The 20,198-nt window shown below is 66.6% G+C and carries 15 protein-coding genes; 5 read left to right on the forward strand and 10 right to left on the reverse strand.

What is annotated here, in order from left to right; translation table 11 throughout:
* Positions 1-332: 332 nt before the first annotated feature.
* From EII42_RS05585 to nagA, 3 genes are all read right to left on the reverse strand, one after another.
* On the reverse strand, positions 333-1,079 hold the full coding sequence (locus tag EII42_RS05585) for a class I SAM-dependent methyltransferase (RefSeq protein ID WP_125171131.1): 747 nt from the start codon (positions 1,077-1,079) through the stop codon (positions 333-335).
* On the reverse strand, positions 1,072-1,761 hold the full coding sequence (locus EII42_RS05590; protein WP_125171132.1) for a metal-dependent transcriptional regulator: 690 nt from the start codon (positions 1,759-1,761) through the stop codon (positions 1,072-1,074). Before EII42_RS05590 ends, EII42_RS05585 begins: the two co-directional genes overlap by 8 nt.
* A 63-nt stretch (positions 1,762-1,824) precedes the next feature.
* Positions 1,825-2,946 carry an N-acetylglucosamine-6-phosphate deacetylase gene (nagA, locus tag EII42_RS05595; RefSeq protein ID WP_125171133.1) on the reverse strand — a complete coding sequence of 374 codons (1,122 nt, stop codon included), beginning with the start codon at positions 2,944-2,946 and terminating at the stop codon, positions 1,825-1,827.
* Between the two features lie 182 nt (positions 2,947-3,128).
* Between nagA and serC the strand changes: the two genes are divergently transcribed.
* Complete coding sequence (gene serC, locus EII42_RS05600) at positions 3,129-4,142, forward strand: phosphoserine transaminase (protein ID WP_233558288.1); 1,014 nt, start codon at positions 3,129-3,131, stop codon at positions 4,140-4,142.
* Here serC and EII42_RS05605 read toward each other — a convergent pair.
* The 3 genes from EII42_RS05605 to EII42_RS05615 all read right to left on the reverse strand — a co-directional run bounded on the left by EII42_RS05605 (position 4,126) and on the right by EII42_RS05615 (position 9,304).
* Positions 4,126-5,142, reverse strand: coding sequence for an alpha/beta fold hydrolase (locus EII42_RS05605; protein ID WP_125171135.1), 1,017 nt, complete (start codon positions 5,140-5,142; stop codon positions 4,126-4,128). The genes serC and EII42_RS05605 overlap by 17 nt on opposite strands.
* An 83-nt stretch (positions 5,143-5,225) precedes the next feature.
* Entirely contained in the window at positions 5,226-8,225 is a 3,000-nt protein-coding gene (locus tag EII42_RS05610; protein WP_125171136.1) for an ExeM/NucH family extracellular endonuclease, read from the reverse strand.
* A 122-nt stretch (positions 8,226-8,347) separates the two neighbouring features.
* Complete coding sequence (locus tag EII42_RS05615) at positions 8,348-9,304, reverse strand: hypothetical protein (RefSeq protein WP_125171137.1); 957 nt, start codon at positions 9,302-9,304, stop codon at positions 8,348-8,350.
* A 186-nt stretch (positions 9,305-9,490) separates the two neighbouring features.
* On the opposite strand from EII42_RS05615, the gene EII42_RS05620 reads away from it, so the two are divergent.
* Complete coding sequence (locus EII42_RS05620; protein ID WP_125171138.1) at positions 9,491-10,102, forward strand: hypothetical protein; 612 nt, start codon at positions 9,491-9,493, stop codon at positions 10,100-10,102.
* Positions 10,103-10,266: 164 nt separating this feature from the next.
* On the opposite strand, the gene EII42_RS05625 is transcribed toward EII42_RS05620, so the two are convergent.
* Entirely contained in the window at positions 10,267-13,665 is a 3,399-nt protein-coding gene (locus tag EII42_RS05625; RefSeq protein ID WP_125171139.1) for a pyruvate carboxylase, read from the reverse strand.
* Between the two features lie 77 nt (positions 13,666-13,742).
* Between EII42_RS05625 and EII42_RS05630 the strand changes: the two genes are divergently transcribed.
* The 3 genes from EII42_RS05630 to EII42_RS05640 all read left to right on the forward strand — a co-directional run bounded on the left by EII42_RS05630 (position 13,743) and on the right by EII42_RS05640 (position 15,941).
* Positions 13,743-14,249: a GyrI-like domain-containing protein gene (locus tag EII42_RS05630; RefSeq protein ID WP_125171140.1), complete on the forward strand. Its 507-nt coding sequence runs from the start codon at positions 13,743-13,745 to the stop codon at positions 14,247-14,249.
* Positions 14,250-14,350: 101 nt separating this feature from the next.
* A complete protein-coding gene (locus EII42_RS05635) occupies positions 14,351-15,247 on the forward strand; it encodes a HipA domain-containing protein (RefSeq protein ID WP_125171141.1) in 897 nt (298 codons plus the stop codon).
* Positions 15,231-15,941: a hypothetical protein gene (locus EII42_RS05640; RefSeq protein ID WP_125171142.1), complete on the forward strand. Its 711-nt coding sequence runs from the start codon at positions 15,231-15,233 to the stop codon at positions 15,939-15,941. The genes EII42_RS05635 and EII42_RS05640 overlap by 17 nt, the downstream gene beginning before the upstream one ends.
* A gap of 28 nt (positions 15,942-15,969) precedes the next feature.
* Here EII42_RS05640 and EII42_RS05645 read toward each other — a convergent pair whose 3' ends face one another.
* The 3 genes from EII42_RS05645 to EII42_RS05655 are packed head-to-tail and all read right to left on the reverse strand — an operon-like array spanning position 15,970 to position 20,196.
* On the reverse strand, positions 15,970-17,262 hold the full coding sequence (locus EII42_RS05645) for an alpha-L-fucosidase (protein WP_125171143.1): 1,293 nt from the start codon (positions 17,260-17,262) through the stop codon (positions 15,970-15,972).
* A 10-nt stretch (positions 17,263-17,272) separates the two neighbouring features.
* Positions 17,273-18,190: an ROK family protein gene (locus EII42_RS05650; RefSeq protein ID WP_125171144.1), complete on the reverse strand. Its 918-nt coding sequence runs from the start codon at positions 18,188-18,190 to the stop codon at positions 17,273-17,275.
* A gap of 5 nt (positions 18,191-18,195) precedes the next feature.
* Positions 18,196-20,196: an ABC transporter ATP-binding protein gene (locus EII42_RS05655; protein ID WP_125171145.1), complete on the reverse strand. Its 2,001-nt coding sequence runs from the start codon at positions 20,194-20,196 to the stop codon at positions 18,196-18,198.
* Between the last annotated feature and the right edge of the window lie 2 nt (positions 20,197-20,198).

Here is a 20,198-nt window from a genome sequence, read left to right on the forward strand (position 1 = left end):
ACCATCCGCGGCCGGCACATCCCCTAAACCATCATCACCAGCCTCACCCTCATCCGAGTAAAACACCGGAGCCAGCGGATCATACTCATCATCAAAATAGTCAACACGCACAGCGGAATCCTCTCTGATCAAACGCCCGCCCACCAACGCCAGGCAAGCCCAGGCCAACGGCCACCACCAAGAATGCCACCCCACCCGGCCACACACCACCACCCCACCCCAACCAACACGAAAAATGAGCCCACATACTCACTCCCCGCACCATCCACTAAGCACCCCTACTCACTCTCGTCACACGCTCCGCCGGCCGGCTCGTCTCGAAGCCGTCAGCGCTACTTGAGCGCCAACACCCGCCTGAAGGGCAACGGAAACTCCACCGGCTGAGTGCGGGCGGCGTCGGTGAGGTATTCGACAGCTTTGCGCGCCCGGCTCGGATCGTCGGCGGCACGCAACCCAGCCAGCAACAACTCCGCGTCATCCGCGTCGCGTACGGTGAAGTGGAAGCGTGCCCGAGAATCCTCCGCCTTGGTGAGCCCCGCAGCCTCCAGCAGCTTGCGCGCCCGAAACTCGCTCTCCCCCGGCACGTGCGGCATCCGACGAAGCAGCACGGTGAGCGGCGCCACCACCTTGAGGTCACCCGCGCTCAGCGGGCGATGCGACGGGGTGAGGCCCGCAAACATTCCCCCCACCCGCAGCACGCGCGCGATCTCGCGCAGCATCACGTCGCGGTTCTCGTTGACGGCCAACCCGACATCGGTCAACACGGTGTCGAACACGTCATCGGCGAAGGGCAGATGGTTGGCGTCCGCGCGCACCAGCACCTCGCTGCCGCCGGAGCGCGCCGCGTTCAGCGAACTCTCCGACCAGTCCAGCCCCACGACGATCCGCCCCCGAGCCTGCAGCCGCTTGACCAATCCCCCGCTGCCGCAGGCGACCACCAGCACCCGCTTCGCGCTCGCGGAAACCACCCGAGCCAACCAGTCGAACGGGGACTGCGCACCCCCCAGGCTCCGCGCCAGCAAAGCCTCCAGCGCCCCGGGGCGCTGCGCCAACAGCCACCGCAGCTGGCCGTCACTCACCGTCTGACACCGCCACGAAAAGCAACTCCAGCTGGGAAGGCGTCAACCGCACCTGGCCATCCGGGCCGACGATGGTGAGCCCATCGTCGGTGACACTCACCTCAGCCCCGGGCCGGATTCCGCCCTCCGCGAGCTTGGACAGCAGGCCCTGGTGCGCCTGCAGGTGCTCGCTCATCCGCGCAACCACCAGCCGGACGGGCCTCCCATCGGGCACATCACACAGCCGCACAACCCCTTCGCTGAACCGAACGGGCTTGGCATCAACCCCCAACTCCTCCATAGCCGGAATCGGGTTGCCGTACGGAGAGCTGGTGGGCTGGCCGAGAAGCTTCACCAACCGTTTCTCCACGTCCGTGGAGATCACATGCTCCCAGCGGCACGCCTCGTCGTGGACCTTCTCCCAGTCGAGGCCAATCACGTCCATCAACAGTCGCTCTGCCAGACGATGTTTGCGCATCACCCCGCGAGCGATCTGCATGCCCTTGTGGGTAAGTTTGATGGTCCGATCCGGGGCGACCGCCAGCAGCCCGTCGCGCTCCATCCTGGAAACGGTCTGCGAGACCGTGGGCCCCGACTGATGTAGCCGCTCTGCAATGCGCGCCCGAAGCGGCGGAACCCGCTCCTCGATCAGTTCGAAAATGGTGCGCAGGTACATCTCGGTGGTATCGATCAAATCGCTCATCGTCGCTCCTTACCCGAACCCACGACAACAAAGGTACTCCCAAAAACTGGGGAATGCTGGCCGTTACCGAACCCGCTCACCCTTGTGCCACACCTCGTGCAGCCGGCCCTCGTCATCCACCAGGCAGACGTCGGCCCGCTTGCCCACCGCAAGCTCACCCACGTCCGCCAGCTCGTGGTAACGCGCCGGCGTGCTGGCCGCCATGCGGGCCACCTCGACGATGGGCAACCCCACCTCGGTCACGCAGAAGCGGAAAGCCTCGTCCATGGTGAGCGTGCTGCCCGCGATCGCGCCCTGTGAACCGTCGGAGGTGGCCAGGCGCGCGACGCCGCCGCGCACCTGCACCGCCAAGTTGCCCAGCATGTAGTCGCCGTCCGACGCGCCCGTCGCGCTCATGGCATCCGTGACCAGCGCGATCCGCCCCGCCCCCGCCGCCTCGTACGCCATCCGCACCACATCCGCGTTCAGGTGCACGCCGTCGCAGATCAACTCCGCCAGGATCCGCTCGTCGTGCAGCAATGCGGGCACCGGGCCGGGCACCCGGTGATGAATCGAGTTCATGGCGTTGAACAGGTGGGTGGCCGCCGTCGCGCCCGCCTCGATCGACGCCCGGCACGTGTCGGCGTCCGCGCTCGAATGCCCGAAGGCGACAACGACACCAGCCTCGCGGAACCGGCGGATGGCCGCCATCGACTGCTCCCGCTCGGGCGCCATGGTGATCATCTTCAGCGCCGGGCCCCCCGCCGCGATCAACCGGTCAACCGACTCGGGATCCGGGTCGATGAGCAGCTCAAGCGGATGCGCTCCCTTCTTCTCCGGCGCCAAGAACGGCCCCTCCAGATGAATCCCATCGATGGTGCCCTCCTCGTGGAGCGCACGCAGCACACGCTCCTGCTCCTCCAGGTCGGAGATGCTGAGCGTCACCGTGCTGGCGAACAGCGTCGTCGACCCATGCTCCAGATGGAATCGACGGGCCCGCCGGTTGGCCTCCAGATCCGGGTCACCAAAGCTCACCTGCACCGCGCCATGGCAGTGTGTGTCGACGAAGCCGGGCACCGCCCACAGTCCGTTACCGCTGCCCTCCCCGCGCGACACTTCGACGATTCGGTCGCCTTCGAAAGCGAGACGCGCGTTCTCCACGACGCCCTCAGGGGTAACAGCTGCACGAACATCCAAAGTTGCCATGGCGCCAATTCAACCACCGCCCAGCAGCCCGATTTCCTCGGGGCGGGGGCTACGTCCTTCATATGGGCCGAGGGCCTACACGACAACGACAAATGCAATGATTGGGCGTGCAGATTCCTCATCATCTTCTCCCGAAAGACGGACGGTTTGGCTCCGGGCCCGCGAAAATCCGCAGTGAGGCGATGGAGCGATTTGTCGGGCGCGCCCACATCATGGGCACTTCACACCGCAAACCCCCGGTACGAGACCTCGTCGGTCGCATCCAGGCCATGCTCATCGAGCTGTACCACGCACCGGACGGCTACGAGGTGATCTTGGGCAACGGTGGCGCCAGCCTGGTTTGGGACCTCGCCACCTGCTCGCTGATCCAACACCACAGCGCCCACGGCGTGTTCGGCGAGTTCAGCCGCAAGTTCGCCGCAGCCGTCGGCCGTTCCCCGCACCTGAAGGCCTCGGTGGTCGAGGCCCCGGCCGGATCCGTCGCACTCCCCCCGGAGTGCGGTGCCGACACCTACGCGGTCACCCACAACGAGACCTCCACCGGGGCCATGTCGCCGGTAAGCCGCATCCCTGGGGGCCTCATGCTCGTCGACGCGACGAGCGCCGCCGGCGGCACCACCGTCGATCTCGCGGAGACCGACCTCTACTATTTCGCACCGCAGAAGAACTTCGCATCCGACGGTGGGCTGTGGCTCGCGTTCGCCTCACCTGCCGCAATCGAGCGGGCTGAGACGATCGCGTCGTCCGGGCGGTGGATTCCCGAGATACTGAGCTTCACGACCGCGCTCGACAACTCCCGCAAGCAGCAGACCCTCAACACACCCGCCATCGCCACCCTGCTGCTGCTCGAAGCGCAGCTGGAGTGGCTGATCAGCATCGGTGGTCTCACCGCCGCAGCCACCCGGTGCGAGCGCAGCACGCGGATCCTCTACGACTGGGCGGAGCGACACGACTTCGCGTCTCCCTTCGTCGCAAACCCCGCCGATCGCTCCAGCGTGGTGGCCACGATCGACTTCGACGAGGCCATCGACGCGAGCTATCTGATCTCTGTGCTGCTAGACAACGGCATCACCGACATCGACCCATACCGCTCCCTGGGACGCAACCAGCTGCGGATTGGCTGCTACGCGGCCGTGGACCCGGAGGACGTGGCCGCCCTGGTCGACTGCCTGAACTACGTCATCGAACGGATCTGACCCAATCGCGCACCGCACGCGTGTACCCGCGTCGGGCGAACCGGTGGACGACGTGGTTGACGTCGAACCGCCGCACCACGCACTGTGGTGCCAATTCGCACACCCGTCGGACATCCTCATCATCCAGGGCCCCCACCAGGCCGTAGGGTTCGAGGCGGAGCCAGCGCCCATGCATCAGCAGCATCGGCTGCTTGACCGCAGATAACGCGTCGGCATGACGAAAGTCGCCGTACATGCGACCGTCAATGAAAGCCAGGGAGAAATCGGGGTCGAACATGGAAAGCGCCCGGAAGAGTTCCCCGAACGACGACGGCGCCCACCACGCATCGAAGCCCGAGGGTTCTCCCGGGTGCCGGGACTCCCAGCGCCGCACCCCGGGATCGATGATGCGCTCGATCACCCAGTCGGGCACGCGCTTCACCCGCTTTGCCGACAGCGGCAGCTCTGCGCCTCGGAAGTAGTCAGCCAGCCGCCGATTGGGCTGGGAAAGCACCTGGTAGGCGCGCACCAAACCTTGATAGACAAAGCGATCCCGATCACGAAATCTGGGCCACTCCACCGAGAACACCGGGGCGTCCTCCAGCACGATCCCGCTCACCAGTTCGGGGCGTTCAGCGGCCAGCCAGAGAGCTAGGATCCCACCCGACGAGTTGCCGGCAACGATGGCCGGGCGGCGCACGACCCGCCCCAGCAACTCCGCCAGGCGCTCGCCCACTGCCGACCACGAGTACTGGCCCGTGAGCCACGACGACGACCCGTGCCCCGGAACGTCCACGAGGAACACCTCAAAGTCGACGCTCAAGCTCGCGGCAACGCCCGCGTAGCTCTGCCAGGTGCCCATCTGGGCCGGGATCAGCACCAACGGCTCGCCGTTGGCCGGGCCGCGCACGAAGCTGATCGTCGCCCCGGAACAAACGTCGGCGAAACAATGCCGGAACCCGAGCCGCCGAAGGCGATTCGGCAACGGTGCCAGCCAGCGTTCGTGAGGATTCCGCTCCACTCCCCCCAGCCTACCTCCCGGCCCGCAAGCAAAGCCGGGGGCGCCCCTGCGCGGGACGCCCCCAGAATCCGTTAAGGGTTTGGCTAGCTGCCCGTCTTGGGCAGACCCGGCCTCGGCTTACCGGGCTTGGGTTTGGGCTGCTTACCCGATGGCTTGCTGCCCAGCTTGTAGCCGTCCCACCGGGGAGCCACTTCCATAGATTTTCCGAGCGCCCAGCCGAGCACCGTCCCGGCCTTGACGGCCCGCTTCTGCGACCAGGGCGACCACGGGTTCCACTGTTGCTTTGCGGTGTCGATGCTCTTGCCGAACACGTTCCAGCTGGCGCCGTCAGCCGCCTTTCGGCCGTTGATTCCGACGACCACCATGCCCTTCGAGCGGAAGGGGCCGGCGGCGCGCAGCTCAGGTGAGAAACCAGCCGACCGGAGAGCCTCAACTGCATCGCCGAACTGGCGGGCACAACCGCCCCAGACCTTGCTGCCTTCGAAACCGTCAACCACCACGTAGACGCCGCCCGATTCGACGCAGGCCTTCGCATCCGCGTCGTTGGCCAGCGGCAGTTCCGGCAGCGGGGCCGAAGGGGACGCCGTCGGCGTCACACTCGGCGAGCCGGTGGGAGTCACGCTTGGCGCAGGCGACGGCGTAACGCTCGGCTCCGGGGAAGGAGTCACACTCGGCTCCGGGGAAGGAGTCACACTCGGCTCCGGGGAAGGAGTCACACTCGGCTCCGGCGAGGGCTTCTTTCCGAACTGGATCCCCACGATCACCGGGTCGTGATCCGAGGAGCGGAACTCGTCGGCCCGGTAAAGCGCCTGCTCGGCAGGTTTCTTGAAACTAGTGTCGTAGTCGATCAAGCTCATCTCGTCCGAGTTGATGTTCCACTCCGCCGCCCCGACGATCCTGCTCGCCAACGCGGGGTTGGCCAGGGCGTGATCGAGGTAGCCGAGCTGGCCGTTGAACACGTAAGAGTAAGCGAACTCGCCCCCGAAGCGTTTGATCTGATCGGCGAAGCCCGCGTCAATCAGCTCCCCGATCGGCGACTCGTGGTCGTAGGAGTTGAGATCCCCCATGATGAGGATGTTCTCGGACTTGGTAACCCCGATCGAGGAACCCTTCAGCCACTTGGCCATCGCCTTGGCGGCCTTGGTGCGGGTCTCGTTGCAGTTGCCCACGATCGGCTGCATGGTGGCCTCGGAGGGGTCGCCGCAGGCGGAACCCTTCGACTTCAGGTGGTTGACCGCCACCGTGATCGTCTCACCGCTCGCCTTGTGCTTGAAAGTCTGCGCGAGCGTCGGGCGGTTCTTCCCGTCGTTGAACTCCGGATCATCCGCTTTCGTCAGCGTGTCGAAGTCGCCCACCAGCTCGACGAGCGCCGGCTGGTAGATGAATGCTGTGGTGATCGCGTCCGAGCCGATCCTGCCCGTCTTCAGCGCCGCCCACTTAGCGCTGCCCGCCGCTTTGTTGAGGGCCGCCACCAGCGACTCCAGTGCGGTCGCGTTGTTCTCGACCTCGTTGAGCCCCATGATCGCGCCGTCCACCTTGTTGATGGCGGCCACGATCTTCGCCTCCTGCCGCTGGAACTCCTCTGCGTTGTCCGCGCCGCGCGCGTTCGGATCCTCGCTCTTCAGCGTGGTGAAGTAGTTCAGCACGTTGAAGCTGGCCACCTTGAGATCGCCGCCGACGTCGGGGCGGCCCGCCCGCGGGTTCACGGCCTTGATCTGGCCCGGCTTCACTGGCTGAACCGCCCAGTTGTTGAATCGGTAGTCGAGCACACCCGCCAGCGAGCTGATCTGGTCGCCGCCGCGGAAGGTGGTCTCCGCGGTCAACGGCCGGAGCGACGCCGGATGCAGGGCCGGCGAGGCGTTCTGGGCCGAGCGGCCGTCGTCGATCAGCACGCGGTTGGCCGCATTGCTGGCCAGCAACGCGCGTGCCTCGGCGCTGTCCGGCGCGTGCACGGCGCTGGGCTGGAACTGGCGCTCGGGCCCGACCGCGATCTGCCCGTAGCGGCCATACTGGTAGGTTTCCAGCACCGTCAGCGGCTTCGCAAACGAAACCAGCATGCCCTCGAACTTCTCAAAACCGGTGTTGGGGAAATCGACGATCGTCGGCTCCGGCAGCGCCGCCGTCGCGCACTTCTCCGCCTCGACCAGCGTCACCTGCGTCATGCCGTAGTTTTCCTTGACGCCACCCTTGACGTAGACGACGTCCCCGACCTGCACGTCACCGGCCTTGGATTTGCCGTCGTAGACGAAGATGCCATCCGAGGTGGCCGGGTCGCCGTCGCCCGCATCCTGCAGGTAGAAGCCCTTGAATCCGCCCTCCTGGAAGTCACCGACAACGGTACCGATCATCTCGACGGTGTGCCCGACCAACGGGGACTCATCGCCCGTGCCCTGGATCTCGCCGATCTTCTTGCCCGCCACCTGGCACGTGCCACCAGGCTTCGGGGTGGGCGTCACAGACGGCGTAGGGCTGACGGAAGGAGTGGGCGGCGCGGGCGGCGGAACCGGCCCGCCGCCCTCCATGACGTGCGTGCCCAGAGTGTGGTGCACCGTCGAGGAGTTCGCCTCAACCTTCCACTGCACGGCAGGATCGAAGGCGTCGCCGACGATCTTGTCACCCGCAGTGACGTCGGGCTTGCGGGTCAGCGTCTTATCCTGACCCCACTTGTCCTTGCTGCCCACCGTTCCGATCGAATCGACGACGGTGTCTCCCTTGTACAGCACGAGGGCGTCGTCACCATTGAAGTTGGTCACCGAGGAAACCAGGTTGCCCTGCGGGAGCTGCTTGGCGTCCTTGTGCCGGATGACGTAGGCCGCACCAGCTGCCAGGCTGCCCGTCAACATTTCGTTGTTGCGCGCCGTGGTAGCCCCGTTTGTGTACAAGCTGAGCTTGTAGCCATCAAGGCTCACCGCAGCACCGGTGCCGTTGTAAAGCTCAATGGCCTTCTCGTTGCTCGGGCCCTCGACGTACTCGCTGATGATGAGGTCCGCTGCCGTCGCGCTCGCCAACGGCGCGGCGTACCAGGTAGCCGCAACCAGGCTGGTAACCACCGCACCGGCCCAGACCCTTCGGGTGAATCTCACTTCTTCGTCCTTCGTTAACCTGCTCGCACAATGCGCTTGTACGAGCACAATAACCAAGAAACTTGCGCTGGGGAATCCTCCCAACCAAATCCAAACCGGTCCTTGCGTTAATGCGGCCCAGGTCAGGATTTCACGAAGAAGGTGATGGCCCCAGCCAGAAGCGCTATCGCCGACGCGATGCCGAGCGCCACCAAGGTCCCGGAGTTCGTCGACCAGCTGGATTCCGCCTCCCTCGGCATGTCATCGACCGCCGGTTCCATCGTCTCTCCCGCAGGCGGCTCGGTCGTCGGCTCCGGGGCAGGCTCCGCCTCCGGCTCGCCGGGCAGCCTCGGCAGTTCCATTTCCGCATCGGCAGCTGGAATCTCCGCCTCCCGCAAGCCGGCCCGGGCCGCAAAAAGCAACCTTCCACCACGCAACGTCACGGACTCATCACGCGCCCTGCCCACATACGTCTCCGCCACGGAGGTGGTCCATTCGAACGCATCAACGACGCGCAACTCATCCGCCGTCCGCAGCGCAACCATCTCCCCGTCGGGCAAAAACACGCCATCACGCACTCCGGCAGGCGCATCGGATACCCGTTTCAGCTCGTTCTTCTTGCCGGCGGATGGTTCTTTCGCCATGCGGTATACACCTGGCTGCTCACCCGAGGTGACCAGATAAATATTTCCCTTCTTGGACAGCATGAGGGCCGTTGGCTGATGCTCCCCATCATCCGGGAAAGCAACCGGAAAACTGCGCGGCTCTTTATTGCCCGGCTTCAGATTGTTGAACTGCAGCACTCGGGCCTTGCCGTCGTCGCTGACCTCCAACGCGTACAGCTTGTTCTCGTGGGAGGCGAGCGCCTGCACCGTCCCCGCCGGCTCCCACTCGATGAACGATTGCTCGCCCTCCGCGTCGTAGCCCGTCAGCCGGCCCGACGTGCCCTCCGCCAGCCAAACACGATCCGTCTGCTTGTCCCAGGCGAGGCCCAACACCTCCGCATCCGGAATGATGTCCTCGTACTGCGCAACCGCAGGGAGCACACCAGCAGCGACGGCAACCAGGCCGACGCCCACAGCGAGAACAAGACGTTTCATCAACAGCAGCCTACAAATAAGACACCAGGGCGCCGACCAGCGCGACGACTACGACGCCGAGCAGGACGAGCGGGATCAATTTCTGGTGCACGCGGGGGTTCATCGTCGCACAGTCTACGCGGTGCCGAAAAGACCTGTTCAACCGATTCACGCTTCAGAAGACGCGGCCTCGACTAGCCTTTCTACATGCTGGACTGTTACGCGATCACCATCGACGATGCCCGCGACATCTTCCGCGCGGACGAGCAGCTTTCGGCCGAGCTCACTGCCGCTGCTTCGAGTGCCTTCCCCTCCCATTCACGCAGGTCACGGGGCTTCTGGCCGCTGATCCGCCAATCCCCCACCCGGGTAGACCCCGCCCGCCCCACCACCGAAGATCTCACCACAATGCTGAGCGGCGGCTTCATCCCGCCCGAACGCATGGCCGCCAGCTGGAAGCTATTCCGGGTGCTGCTCGCCCACCGCGCCACGGAGCACCTCACAATCGACATCGCTGCCCGCCAGCTGGACGAGGCGGAGTTCGACCTCTCACGCCACGGTCTGGACAGCCACTTCTCCATCCGGCGCCTGGGAGAACGGCCCCTCGGCATCCCGCTGCGCGCCCCCACCGGGCGCGTCTGCGGCTACGCCAAGCTGGTGCACGTCGCCGAGACAGCCGCCGCACTGCGCGCCGTGTTGGAGGCGGACGACGAGGAGTCGCCCATCGAAACCGGCACCCGGGAAGCAGCTGATCCTCTCCTCGACCTGTGCGAACGGGCGGCCGAAAAGGGGCTCGATCTCGTCGTCCTGGAAAGCTGACGCCCAGGCCCAAGCAAAGATTGCCCTGGGATGCGGCGCACCTGACCGGGCAGCCCTGGTTCGTACCTTCCCGACCGGCATGTCAGACGCAGAAGGCGGCTGCCGCAGCCCCGGCCGGTCCCGCCTGCGGCAGCCCCGCTCCGGCGGCGAGGCCGAACCAAGTTTTAAGCCTGAATCACCAGCACCAGGTCGCCGCCGCTCAGCTGAGTCGTCGAGGGGATCGCCAAACGAAGCACCCGGCCCGAGATGGGGGCGTTGATGCTCGCCTCCATCTTCATCGCCTCAATGGTGGCCACCGGGTCGCCCGCAGCCACCTCGTCGCCCTCCACCACCGTCGGGGTCACGGCGCCCGCGAACGGCACAGCAACGTGGCCCGGGTTCCCCGGATCGGCCTTCTCCGCCGCCGGCACCTCGGATTCCAGCGAGTTGTCCCGCACCCGCACCGGACGCAGCTGACCGTTCAGCAGGGTCATCACGGAGCGTTTGGCTCGCTTGTCTGGCTCCCCGATCGAGGCAAGTCTCATCAGCAGCGTCACGCCCTTGCCCAACGGCACCTCGTACTCGCGCCCCGGGCGCATCCCGTACAAGAACGGCACCGTCGGGATCAGCGAGACATCCCCGTAGTCCTCGCGCAGCTGCTCGAAGTCCTTGGTGGGGGTCGGGAACAGCAGCCGGTTCAGCGTTTCCTGCCGCTCGCGGCCCGGCTCGGCAAGCCTGGCCACGTCGTCGGGAGCGACGTCGGTGAGCCGAGGCCGCTGCCTACGTCCGGTGAGCGCCTTGACCCGGAACTCCTCCGGCCACCCACCCGCGGGGGTGCCGAGCTCGCCGTTCAAGAAACCGATGACCGAGTCGGGGATGTCGAAGCGCTGCGGATCGGACTCGAACTCCTCGGGATCCGCATCCACCGCCACCAGGTGTAGGGCCAGGTCGCCCACCACCTTCGACGACGGAGTCACCTTCGTCGGCCGCCCCAGGATCTTGTCGGCGGCCGCATACATATCCTCAATGGCCTCGAACTGCTCCCCCAAGCCGAGCGCGATCGCCTGCTGCCGCAGGTTGGACAGCTGCCCGCCCGGGATCTCGTGCTTGTACACGCGGCCAGTCGGCGCGGGCAGGCCCGACTCGAACGGCCGGTACAGCTTCCGCACCGCTTCCCAATAGGGTTCGAGATCCGCCACCGCCGCCTGATCCAGGTCGGGCATCCGCTCGGTGCCGTCCAGGGCGGCCAGCAGCGCCGACATCGGCGGCTGCGACGTGGTGGAGCTGAGCGCGGAGTTCGCCACGTCAACGGCGTCCACCCCCACCTCGATGGCCGCCACCAGCGTCGCCAGCTGCCCACCCGTCGTGTCGTGCGTGTGCAGATGCACGGGCAGGTCGAACCGCTCCCGCAGCGCGGAAACGAGACGGCGCGCGGCCTCCGGGCGCAGCAGCCCCGCCATGTCCTTGATCGCCAGGATGTGCGCGCCCGCGGCCACGATCCGCTCCGCGAGCCGCAGGTAGTGGTCAAGCGTGTAGGTGCTTTCGGCCGGGTCCAGCAGATTCGACGTGTAGCACAGCGCCACCTCCGCCACCGCATCCGTGGCGCGCACCGCGTCGATAGCCGGACGCATCTGCTCGACATCGTTCAGCGCGTCGAAGATGCGGAAGATGTCGATGCCGGTGATAGCGGCCTCGTGCACGAACGCTTCCGTCACTACCGTCGGATACGGGGTATAGCCGACGGTGTTACGCCCACGCAGCAGCATCTGCAGGTTTTGGTTCGGCATCGCCGCGCGCAGCTTCGCAAGCCGCTCCCACGGGTCCTCGCCAAGGAAACGCAGCGCCACGTCGTAGGTGGCCCCACCCCAGCACTCAACGGAGAACATGTTGGGCAGCAGTCGTGCCTGGTGGGGGGCGACCGCGACGAGGTCGCGCGTGCGCAACCGGGTGGCGAGCAGCGACTGGTGGGCGTCACGGTAGGTGGTGTCGGTGACCTGCACCTTCGTCGCGGCGCGCAGCTCCGCGGCGAAGGCCTCGGCCCCTAGCCGCAGCAGCCGGTCGTGGCTGCCCGGCGGCGCGGGGTGCGCGAGGTCCACCGGCGGCAGCTTCTCGCTGGGCTCCAGCTCTGTCGGCGCAGGGCCGTGCGGCTGGTTGACGGTGACGTCGGCCACCCAGCGCAGCAACTTCGTCGCGCGGTCAGCGGGGGTGCGCGCCTTCAACAGATACGGCCGCTCGTCGATAAACGACGTGGACATCCCAGGCTGTGCGAAACCGGGGTCGTCCAGCACCGCCCGCAGGAAGGGAATGTTGGAGGCGATCCCCCGGATGCGGAACTCCGCCAGCGCCCGCTTGGCGCGCGCCACCGCCAGTTCCAGGGTGCGCCCCCGCGCCGTGAGCTTGGTCAGCAGCGAGTCGAAGTGTGGTGAGATCTCGACGCCCGCGCCCGAGGTGCCACCGTCGAGCCGGATACCCGCGCCAAGGGCGGAGCGGTAGGCGGTGATGACGCCGGTATCCGGACGGAAGCTGTTGGTGGGGTCCTCGGTGGTGATCCGGCACTGGAGCGCCGCGCCCCGGATAGCCAGCTCGTCTTGCCGGATGCCGATCTCGTCGAGGGTTTCGCCCGCCGCGATGCGCAGCTGCGCCTGCACCAGGTCGACATCGGTGATTTCCTCCGTCACCGTGTGCTCCACCTGGATGCGCGGGTTCATCTCGATGAAGACATGCTGGCCCGCGCGCGGCCCCTGAGTCTCCACCAGGAACTCGACGGTTCCCGCACAGGTGTAGCCGATGGCGCGCGCAAACTTCACCGCGTCGCCGGTCAGGGCGGCGCGCAACTCGTCGGAGATGTGGGGTGCCGGCGCGATCTCCACCACCTTCTGGTGGCGGCGCTGGATGGAGCAGTCGCGCTCGAACAGGTGCACGATATTTCCTGCGGAGTCACCGAGGATCTGCACCTCGATGTGACGCGGCGCGGCCACGGCCTGCTCGATGAAGACGGTGGCGTCGCCGAACGCCCCGTCGGCCTCCCGCATCGCCGCACGCAGCTCGTCACGGAACCTGGCCGGGTCGTCGACGCGCCGCATCCCGCGCCCGCCGCCACCAAGCACGGCTTTGATGAACACCGGGAAGCCGATCTGCTCCGCAGCCGCCGCCAGCTCGTCCTCGTCGGTGCCGGGCCGGCTGGAGCTGAGCGTCGGTACACCGGCCGCCCGGGCCGCCTCGACGGCCCGGACCTTGTTGCCGGCCATCGTCAGCACCTCGGGCGAGGGACCGATAAAAGTGATGCCGTTTTCCTGGCAGGCGGTGGCCAGGTCGGGATTCTCGGATAGGAAGCCGTAGCCGGGATAGATCGCATCGGCCCCGGATTCCTTGGCCGCCCGGATGATCTCGTCGATGCTCAGATAGGCACGCACGGGATGGCCAACTTCGCCGATCTGGTAAGACTCGTGAGCCTTGATGCGGTGGTCCGCGTTTCGGTCTTCGTAGGCGAACACCGCGACGGTGTCGCAGCCCAGCTCATATGCCGCCCGGAATGCGCGCACTGCGATCTCGCCCCGGTTGGCCACCAATACCTTCGTGAACATGCGCAAACTTTACAGGGCCCGCCCCGTCCCGGCCAGGTAGTTCTTAGGCGGGCGTGGCGCGGCGCTAGTGTGGTGCTATGGGCTTGAACATCATCGAATTCGTGGAGTTCCGGGGCATGGACACGGTCGTGGTGCGCCGGGAATCTCTGGAGATAGGCGAGCTCGTCGAGTTCATGGACGACTGCTTTACCGCCCTCGGAGAGGCGATCCGGCGGGGGCTGTTTCGGCCCGTCGGGCCGGCCTTCTGCCGCTTTGACTCGCCGATCGCCCACCATGTGAGTGTGGAGGCGGGTTTCCCCGTCGCCCACCCGCTGGACCACGCGAAGCGCATCGGTGCCGAGAAGGTGCTCCCCTCCTCCCTGCCCGCCGGCCGCACCGCCGTCGCCACCTACGAGGGCTCCTACGATGATCTGCACGGCGCATGGGAAGAGTTCCTCGACGATTTGAGCGACCGCGGCTACATCACCGGCGAGCCACACTGGGAGTTCTACGACGAGGGCCCCACCCCGGACTCAACCAGTGAGCGCTACAAGACCACCCTCGCGATCCCCGTGCTCGACGCCGAACAGCCGACCTCGACGTGAATTCGAACCCAACAAGCCCGCTGTGCCCTGTTTGCGATGATGGGAGCTGGGCCCAGTTCTCGGCAGAGATAACAGCCGACGTCGAAGTTGAGGACGAAGTCATGGGGCAGAAGAAAAAGCTGTGGATCACCACAAGATCCCCCGCTACCGGCAACAAGGAACGCTGGCTCGTCAAGTATGTTCGTGGCCCTGCACCGGGACAAGGAAGCAGTTCAAGCTGCGCCAGGGGCGAAGACTGGGCGGAAGGGCTTGCACACTTCGTCACCCGCCAGCTGGGGCTGCCTTCCCCTTGCGTATGCCTGGCAGTTGATCCCGAGGGAGCCCGGGCCAGCTTGATCAAAGACTTTTGTAAACCCGGACAACAGCTGATACACGGAAGCGAACTTCTGGTCGCTTCCGTTCAGGGCTACGAAGTCGAGACCCCCAAGCGAGAGAACCCCGTGTACACGGTCAACAACATCATGCGAGTTTTGGAAACTTGCAGTCCGACTGAAGGCAGCGGCTTCACGACTGCTCCCGGACAGTTCGCCGGGTATCTCGTGTTCGACGCGCTCGTCGCGGGCAGGGATCGTCATCACCATAACTGGGGGGTGCTTCAAGACGCTGGAGCCCAAAACCCGCCAGCGTTGGCCCCAACCTACGACCACAACAACGCCTTCGGCTGCGACATCCCACCGCACAAATTGACAAACTATGTTGGCCACCCCAGCCGCTTGGCAAATTGGGCCCGCAAAGGAAAGAGCCACCACCACGCAGGCCAGCCATCCTTGGTGGACATCGCGGCAGCTGCCTTGAAATATTGCTGCGAGCAACCCCTAACCGGCTACCGGGATGACCTAGACTTGGTCCTCCGAAAGCTTGAGGATCTGGATGTTCAGGCGGTCCAGCGTGTGGCGGGACGTATCCCCGAACACGTGCTCCCGAGGGAACATGTTGAGTTCATCGGGCTGTTGCTGGAGGAGAACAGAGGGAGAGTCCGAGATGCAATCCGTACTTGAGGCGAATCAACCCGAGGCTTCCAAACTCGTTCAACACAAGTTCCGCCTGATCTGGAAGGATCCCGAAAGCCGCCGGTACCACTTGGTAGGGCAGTTCGAAGCGCTGACCGACGGCCGCTACGCCTTCGGTTACGACGCCGCCGCAGCCAAGCTGAGCGGGTTTCACCCCCTGGTCCAGTTCCCGGACCTCACCAAGGTGTACCTCCACAACTCCCTGCCCGTGTTCTTCGCCAATCGGGTGATGACCAAACGCAGAGAAAACTACGCAGAGTACATGGGCTGGCTCGGGTTGAGCACGGACGCCCCACCCGTCGAGGTCCTGGCCCGCACCGGGGGCGGCCGCGCCACGGACACTTTCCATGTGGTCGACTCCTTCGAACCCGACTCCGAAGGTGTGCGGTGCGGCCGGTTCTTCGTCTCGGGGGTACGCCACCGCTTCCGGGGTGACCTGAGCCGCTTCAAACCGGGTGATGAACTCACCATCGTTCCGGAGCCGGACAACCTGGTGAACAGCAGAGCGCTTCTGCTGGGGAAAGGGGAGGTTGAGCTGGGTTGGGTGCCCGACTGGCTGCTGAACGACGTACACGAGATGCTCGACAACGAGGAACTGCGCATCACGATCGAGCGGATCAACCTGGACGCCCCACCGCACCTGGCTATCCTCAGCAAGCTAGTGGCGAGGCCCCGAGGCTGACAACCGCTCCGGGCGACCGACGGGGTGTTCAGCCCAGGCGGGCGACGGCCACGGGCGAGGAAGCCAGCTCAGCGGGCACCTCGTCGCCGGTGGCCGACGAACCCAGCCAAGTGACCGGCAGGCCCAGCAGCGCGTCGGGCAGATCGAGGCGGGCCCCGTCGAGCACGTGCACGTAGACGACGCCGTCGCGGCACACGATCCGCTGCCCGCCGAATACCCCGTCGCGCCAGGGCCGGGTGCCGTACACGGCATCCCCGTTTCGGCCGAGCCAGCTGCCGAGCTCTTCCATCGCGGCCGCCTGCACGTCGGGGATGGTGCCGTCCGAGCGTGGCCCCACGTTGATCAGCAGGTTTCCGTTCTTTGCGACGACATCCACCAGGAGTCGGATCAGTTCCGCCCCGCTCAGGGAGTCCTCGGCGGTCTCCGCCTGGTTGTAGCCGAAGGAGCGGCCGAGCCCGCGCGTCGCCTCCCAAGGGTGGTCGATCTTGTGCGGGATGTTCCGGTATTCGCGGGTGAGGAAGCCGTGGTAGGGCACACCCCATCGGTCGTTCAACGCGCCATCGGGCACCCGCGCCACATACCTTCGGAACAGCGCCGCAAGTGCGAACTCCTCCCGGCCCTTACCACCGTCGGGCCAGTCGATGTCGTTCCACAGCACGTCGGGGGAGAAACGGTCAATGAGTTCTTCGAGTTGCGCGGCGCTGTAGCGCGCGAACCGCTCGTCGTTGCGCCGAAACAGGAACAACTCACGGTCGGATTGGATGGGCGGGAAGTCGCTCACATGCCAATCGAGGGCACCCGAAAAGTAGACCCCGAAGCGCAGGCCGATCGCGCGCGTCGCGTCGTGCAGCTCCCGAATCAGGTCGCGGCCGGGTCCGCGCCGCACCGAGTTGAAGGATGTGGTTCCAGTGTCCCACAGGCAGAACCCTTCGTGGTGTTTCGCCGTCGGCACGACGTAGCGCGCACCCGCAGCCGCGATCTGCCCGATCAGGCGGCTCGCGTCGAAGTCGGGCATCCGCCACTGGTCGGCGAAGTCCTCGTAGGAGGTGCCCACCCCGTAGATCCGCTCGTGCCGCTCCCGAGTCGGCGACGGGATCCGCACCGTGTTGCCGTACCATTCGGCATAGCGATGCAGCGCGTAGGCGTCCTCGACCGGCGTTGGCCCGTCCCCGGTCAAAGCCCAGCCCGGCACCGAGTACAGGCCGAGATGGATGAAGAACCCGAGCTTGGCGTCCGTGAACCACTCCGGGACGCCAGGGCGGGGATAGCTCGGCGCATCGTCGCCGAAATCCGGACCCTGGCGCGTATCAAAATCAAGCACCTTTTCCTCCTCAGTTGCCGACGCTGGCGGCCCCCAGCAGCACCGCCTGCTCCCCCAGTTTCGAGCGCACCACCCGCAGCACGGCCCCCGAAACCAGCGGGTAGCGCTCCAACGACTCCGCCAGGCCGGGCGCGATCCACCGCCAGGCCCGCGTCACTCCCCCGCCGATGACCACTGTGTCCAGGTCGTACAGCGTCGCGGCCTGCACCATCGCCACGCCCAGCGCGCGCCCGGCCTCCCAAAACACCCGACGTGCCACCTCGTCGCCGCCATCCGCCGCATCCGCGACGTGGCTCGCGTCACCCACCGCATCCGCGCCCCGGGCGGCGGTGAAGCGACGCGCAATCATCCGGCCCGCCGCCAGCGTCTCCAAGTGCCCAACCCCGCCGCAGGTGCAGTCCTCGTCGCCCGAGCCGGGCATGTGGCCGATCTCGGCCGCCGCGCCCCGCGCCCCGCACCACAGCTCCCCGCCCAGGATGACGGCGCCACCCACCCCGGTGCCGAGCATGATGCCCAAGCAGTCGGCCCGGCCCGCCGCCGCCCCGAAGCGCTGCTCGCCGAGTAGGAAGGCGTTCACGTCGTTTACCACCCGCACGTCGGTGCCGAGGGCGGCAGCGAGTTCGGCCTGCAGCGGGTAGCCGCGCCAGCCGCGAAACGAGTCCGAGGCCTCGACGATGGCGCCGCTCGCCGGGTCAATCACGCCCGCCGCCCCGACCCCGACCCGCGCAGCCCCGGGCCACCGCTCGTGCACCAGCCGACGGAGCTCGGTCACGACGGCGGCGCCGCTCACGCTCGCGGGGCTCGGCACGCGCACGGGGTCGACGATGGTGCCGTCGGACAGCACACGCGCGGCCACCATCGTCGTGCCGCCAATGTCAATCCCGACAATCGGCTGCTGATCCGTCCTCTCGCTACCTGGCTGACCCATGCCGCTCACCTCAACGGGAAGTGACAAGCCACCTTGTGGCTGTCCCCCGCGAGCGGGGGCTCGGTGTCGCACGCGCCGGTGGCGAAGGGACACCGGTTCTTGAACCGGCACCCGGGGGGTGGATCGATGGCGCTCGCGGGCTCCCCCGTGATCGCCACCTGGGTGGTGGGCTTGTGCTGCGGGTCGGCGACGGGCACCGCGTCAATGAGAGCCTGCGTGTACGGGTGCTTCGCGCTCTCCGCCACCTCGCTGGCCGGCCCGATCTCGACGATCTTGCCCAGGTACATCACCGCGATGCGGTCGGACATGTAGCGCACCACCGAGAGGTCGTGCGAGATGAACACGTAGGTCAGGTCGCGCTCCAACTGAATGCGCCGCATCAGGTTCAGTACCTGCGCCTGCACCGACACATCCAGCGCGCTGACCGGCTCGTCACACACCACCAGCTTGGGTTCCAGCACGAGAGAACGGGCCAACCCGACGCGCTGCAGCTGACCGCCCGAGAACTCGTGCGGGTACTTGTCGAGCGCGGCCTCGCTCAGCCCGATGTCGCCGACCATGCACTCCACCTTGTGGGCGCGCGACAGCCGCGAGCCGATCCGCTGAATCTCCAGCGGCTCCGAGAGGATCTCATCGACCCGCATCCGCGGATCCATCGCCGCGTAGGAGTCCTGGAACATCATCTGAACGTCACGCCGGAGCCCCTTCAACTGCCCCGGCGTCGCCTTCGCCAGGTCGCTGCCGCCCACCAGCACAGCGCCCGACGTGGCCCCCTCCAGCGCGGAGATGACCCGACCCAGCGTCGATTTGCCGCAGCCCGACTCTCCGACGATGCCCAGTGTCTCGCCTTCGTGCACGTCGAAACTGACGCCGCTCACCGCTCGCACCCAGCCGACACGGCGGCGGATCACCCCGTTGCTCATCGCCGGATAGTCCTTGTGCAGGTCGCGCACCGAGCACAGCACCCGGCTCTCGGTCTCGTCCCGATCCGGCCGGATGGTGAGCTTGCGTTCCAGCGGTTCCCCCGCAGGATGGAAGCAAGCGTGGGTGTGTGCCCCGTCGTCGCCATCCGCGACGGCGACCACCTGCGGCAGCTCGGTTCGGCACCGTTCCTGGGCGCGCGGGCAGCGGGGCGCGAACGGGCAGCCGACAATCGGCTCACGCAGATCCGGCGGCATCCCGGGGATGCTGTACAGCTCCTCGCGGGTGTCGGTGGTGTTCTCCGGCAGCGCGGCGATCAGGGAGCGCGTGTACTGGTGCTGCGGGTTGGCGAAAATGTCCGCGGTGCGTGCGGTCTCGACGATCCGGCCCGCGTACATGACGGCCACCCGATCGGCGCGCCCGGCGACGACGCCCAGGTCATGCGTGACCAGGATCACCGCCGTGTTGAACTCCTGCTTCAGCTCGTCGATCAGGTCGAGGATCTGCCGCTGCGTGGTGACGTCGAGCGCCGTGGTGGGCTCGTCGGCGATCAGCAGGCTGGGCTGGCAGACGAGCGCCATCGCGATCATCACGCGCTGCCGCATGCCCCCGGACAGCTGGTGCGGGTAGTCGTCAACGATCTTCTCTGGCCGGGGCATGCCCACCTTGCGCAGAATGTCGATGGCTTTCTCCCGCGCCTCACGCTTGCGCATCTTGCGGTGCACGCGCAGCGGCTCGGACACCTGGTCGCCGATGCGCATCGTCGGGTTGAGGCTGGTCAGCGGGTCTTGGAAGATCATGCCGATTTCCAGCCCGCGGATCCTGCGCGCCTCCGCCGGGGGCAGTTTGGTGAGATCCTTGCCGCCGAACAGGATACCGCCGCCGGACACCGCGCCCGATCGGGGCAGCAGCCCCATGATCGCCAGCGCGCTCATCGTCTTGCCACAGCCCGACTCACCGACGATACCGACCGTCTCACCGGGCGCGATCTCCAGGCTAACGCCCTGCAGCGGCACCACCTGGCCGCGCCGCAGCGTGATGGTCACCTGTAGGTCGTCGAGCCGGAGCAAGTTCGTTGTTGTCATGG

The sequence above is a fragment of the Tessaracoccus sp. OH4464_COT-324 genome (genome assembly GCF_003932855.1).
GTDB lineage: Bacteria > Actinomycetota > Actinomycetes > Propionibacteriales > Propionibacteriaceae > Arachnia.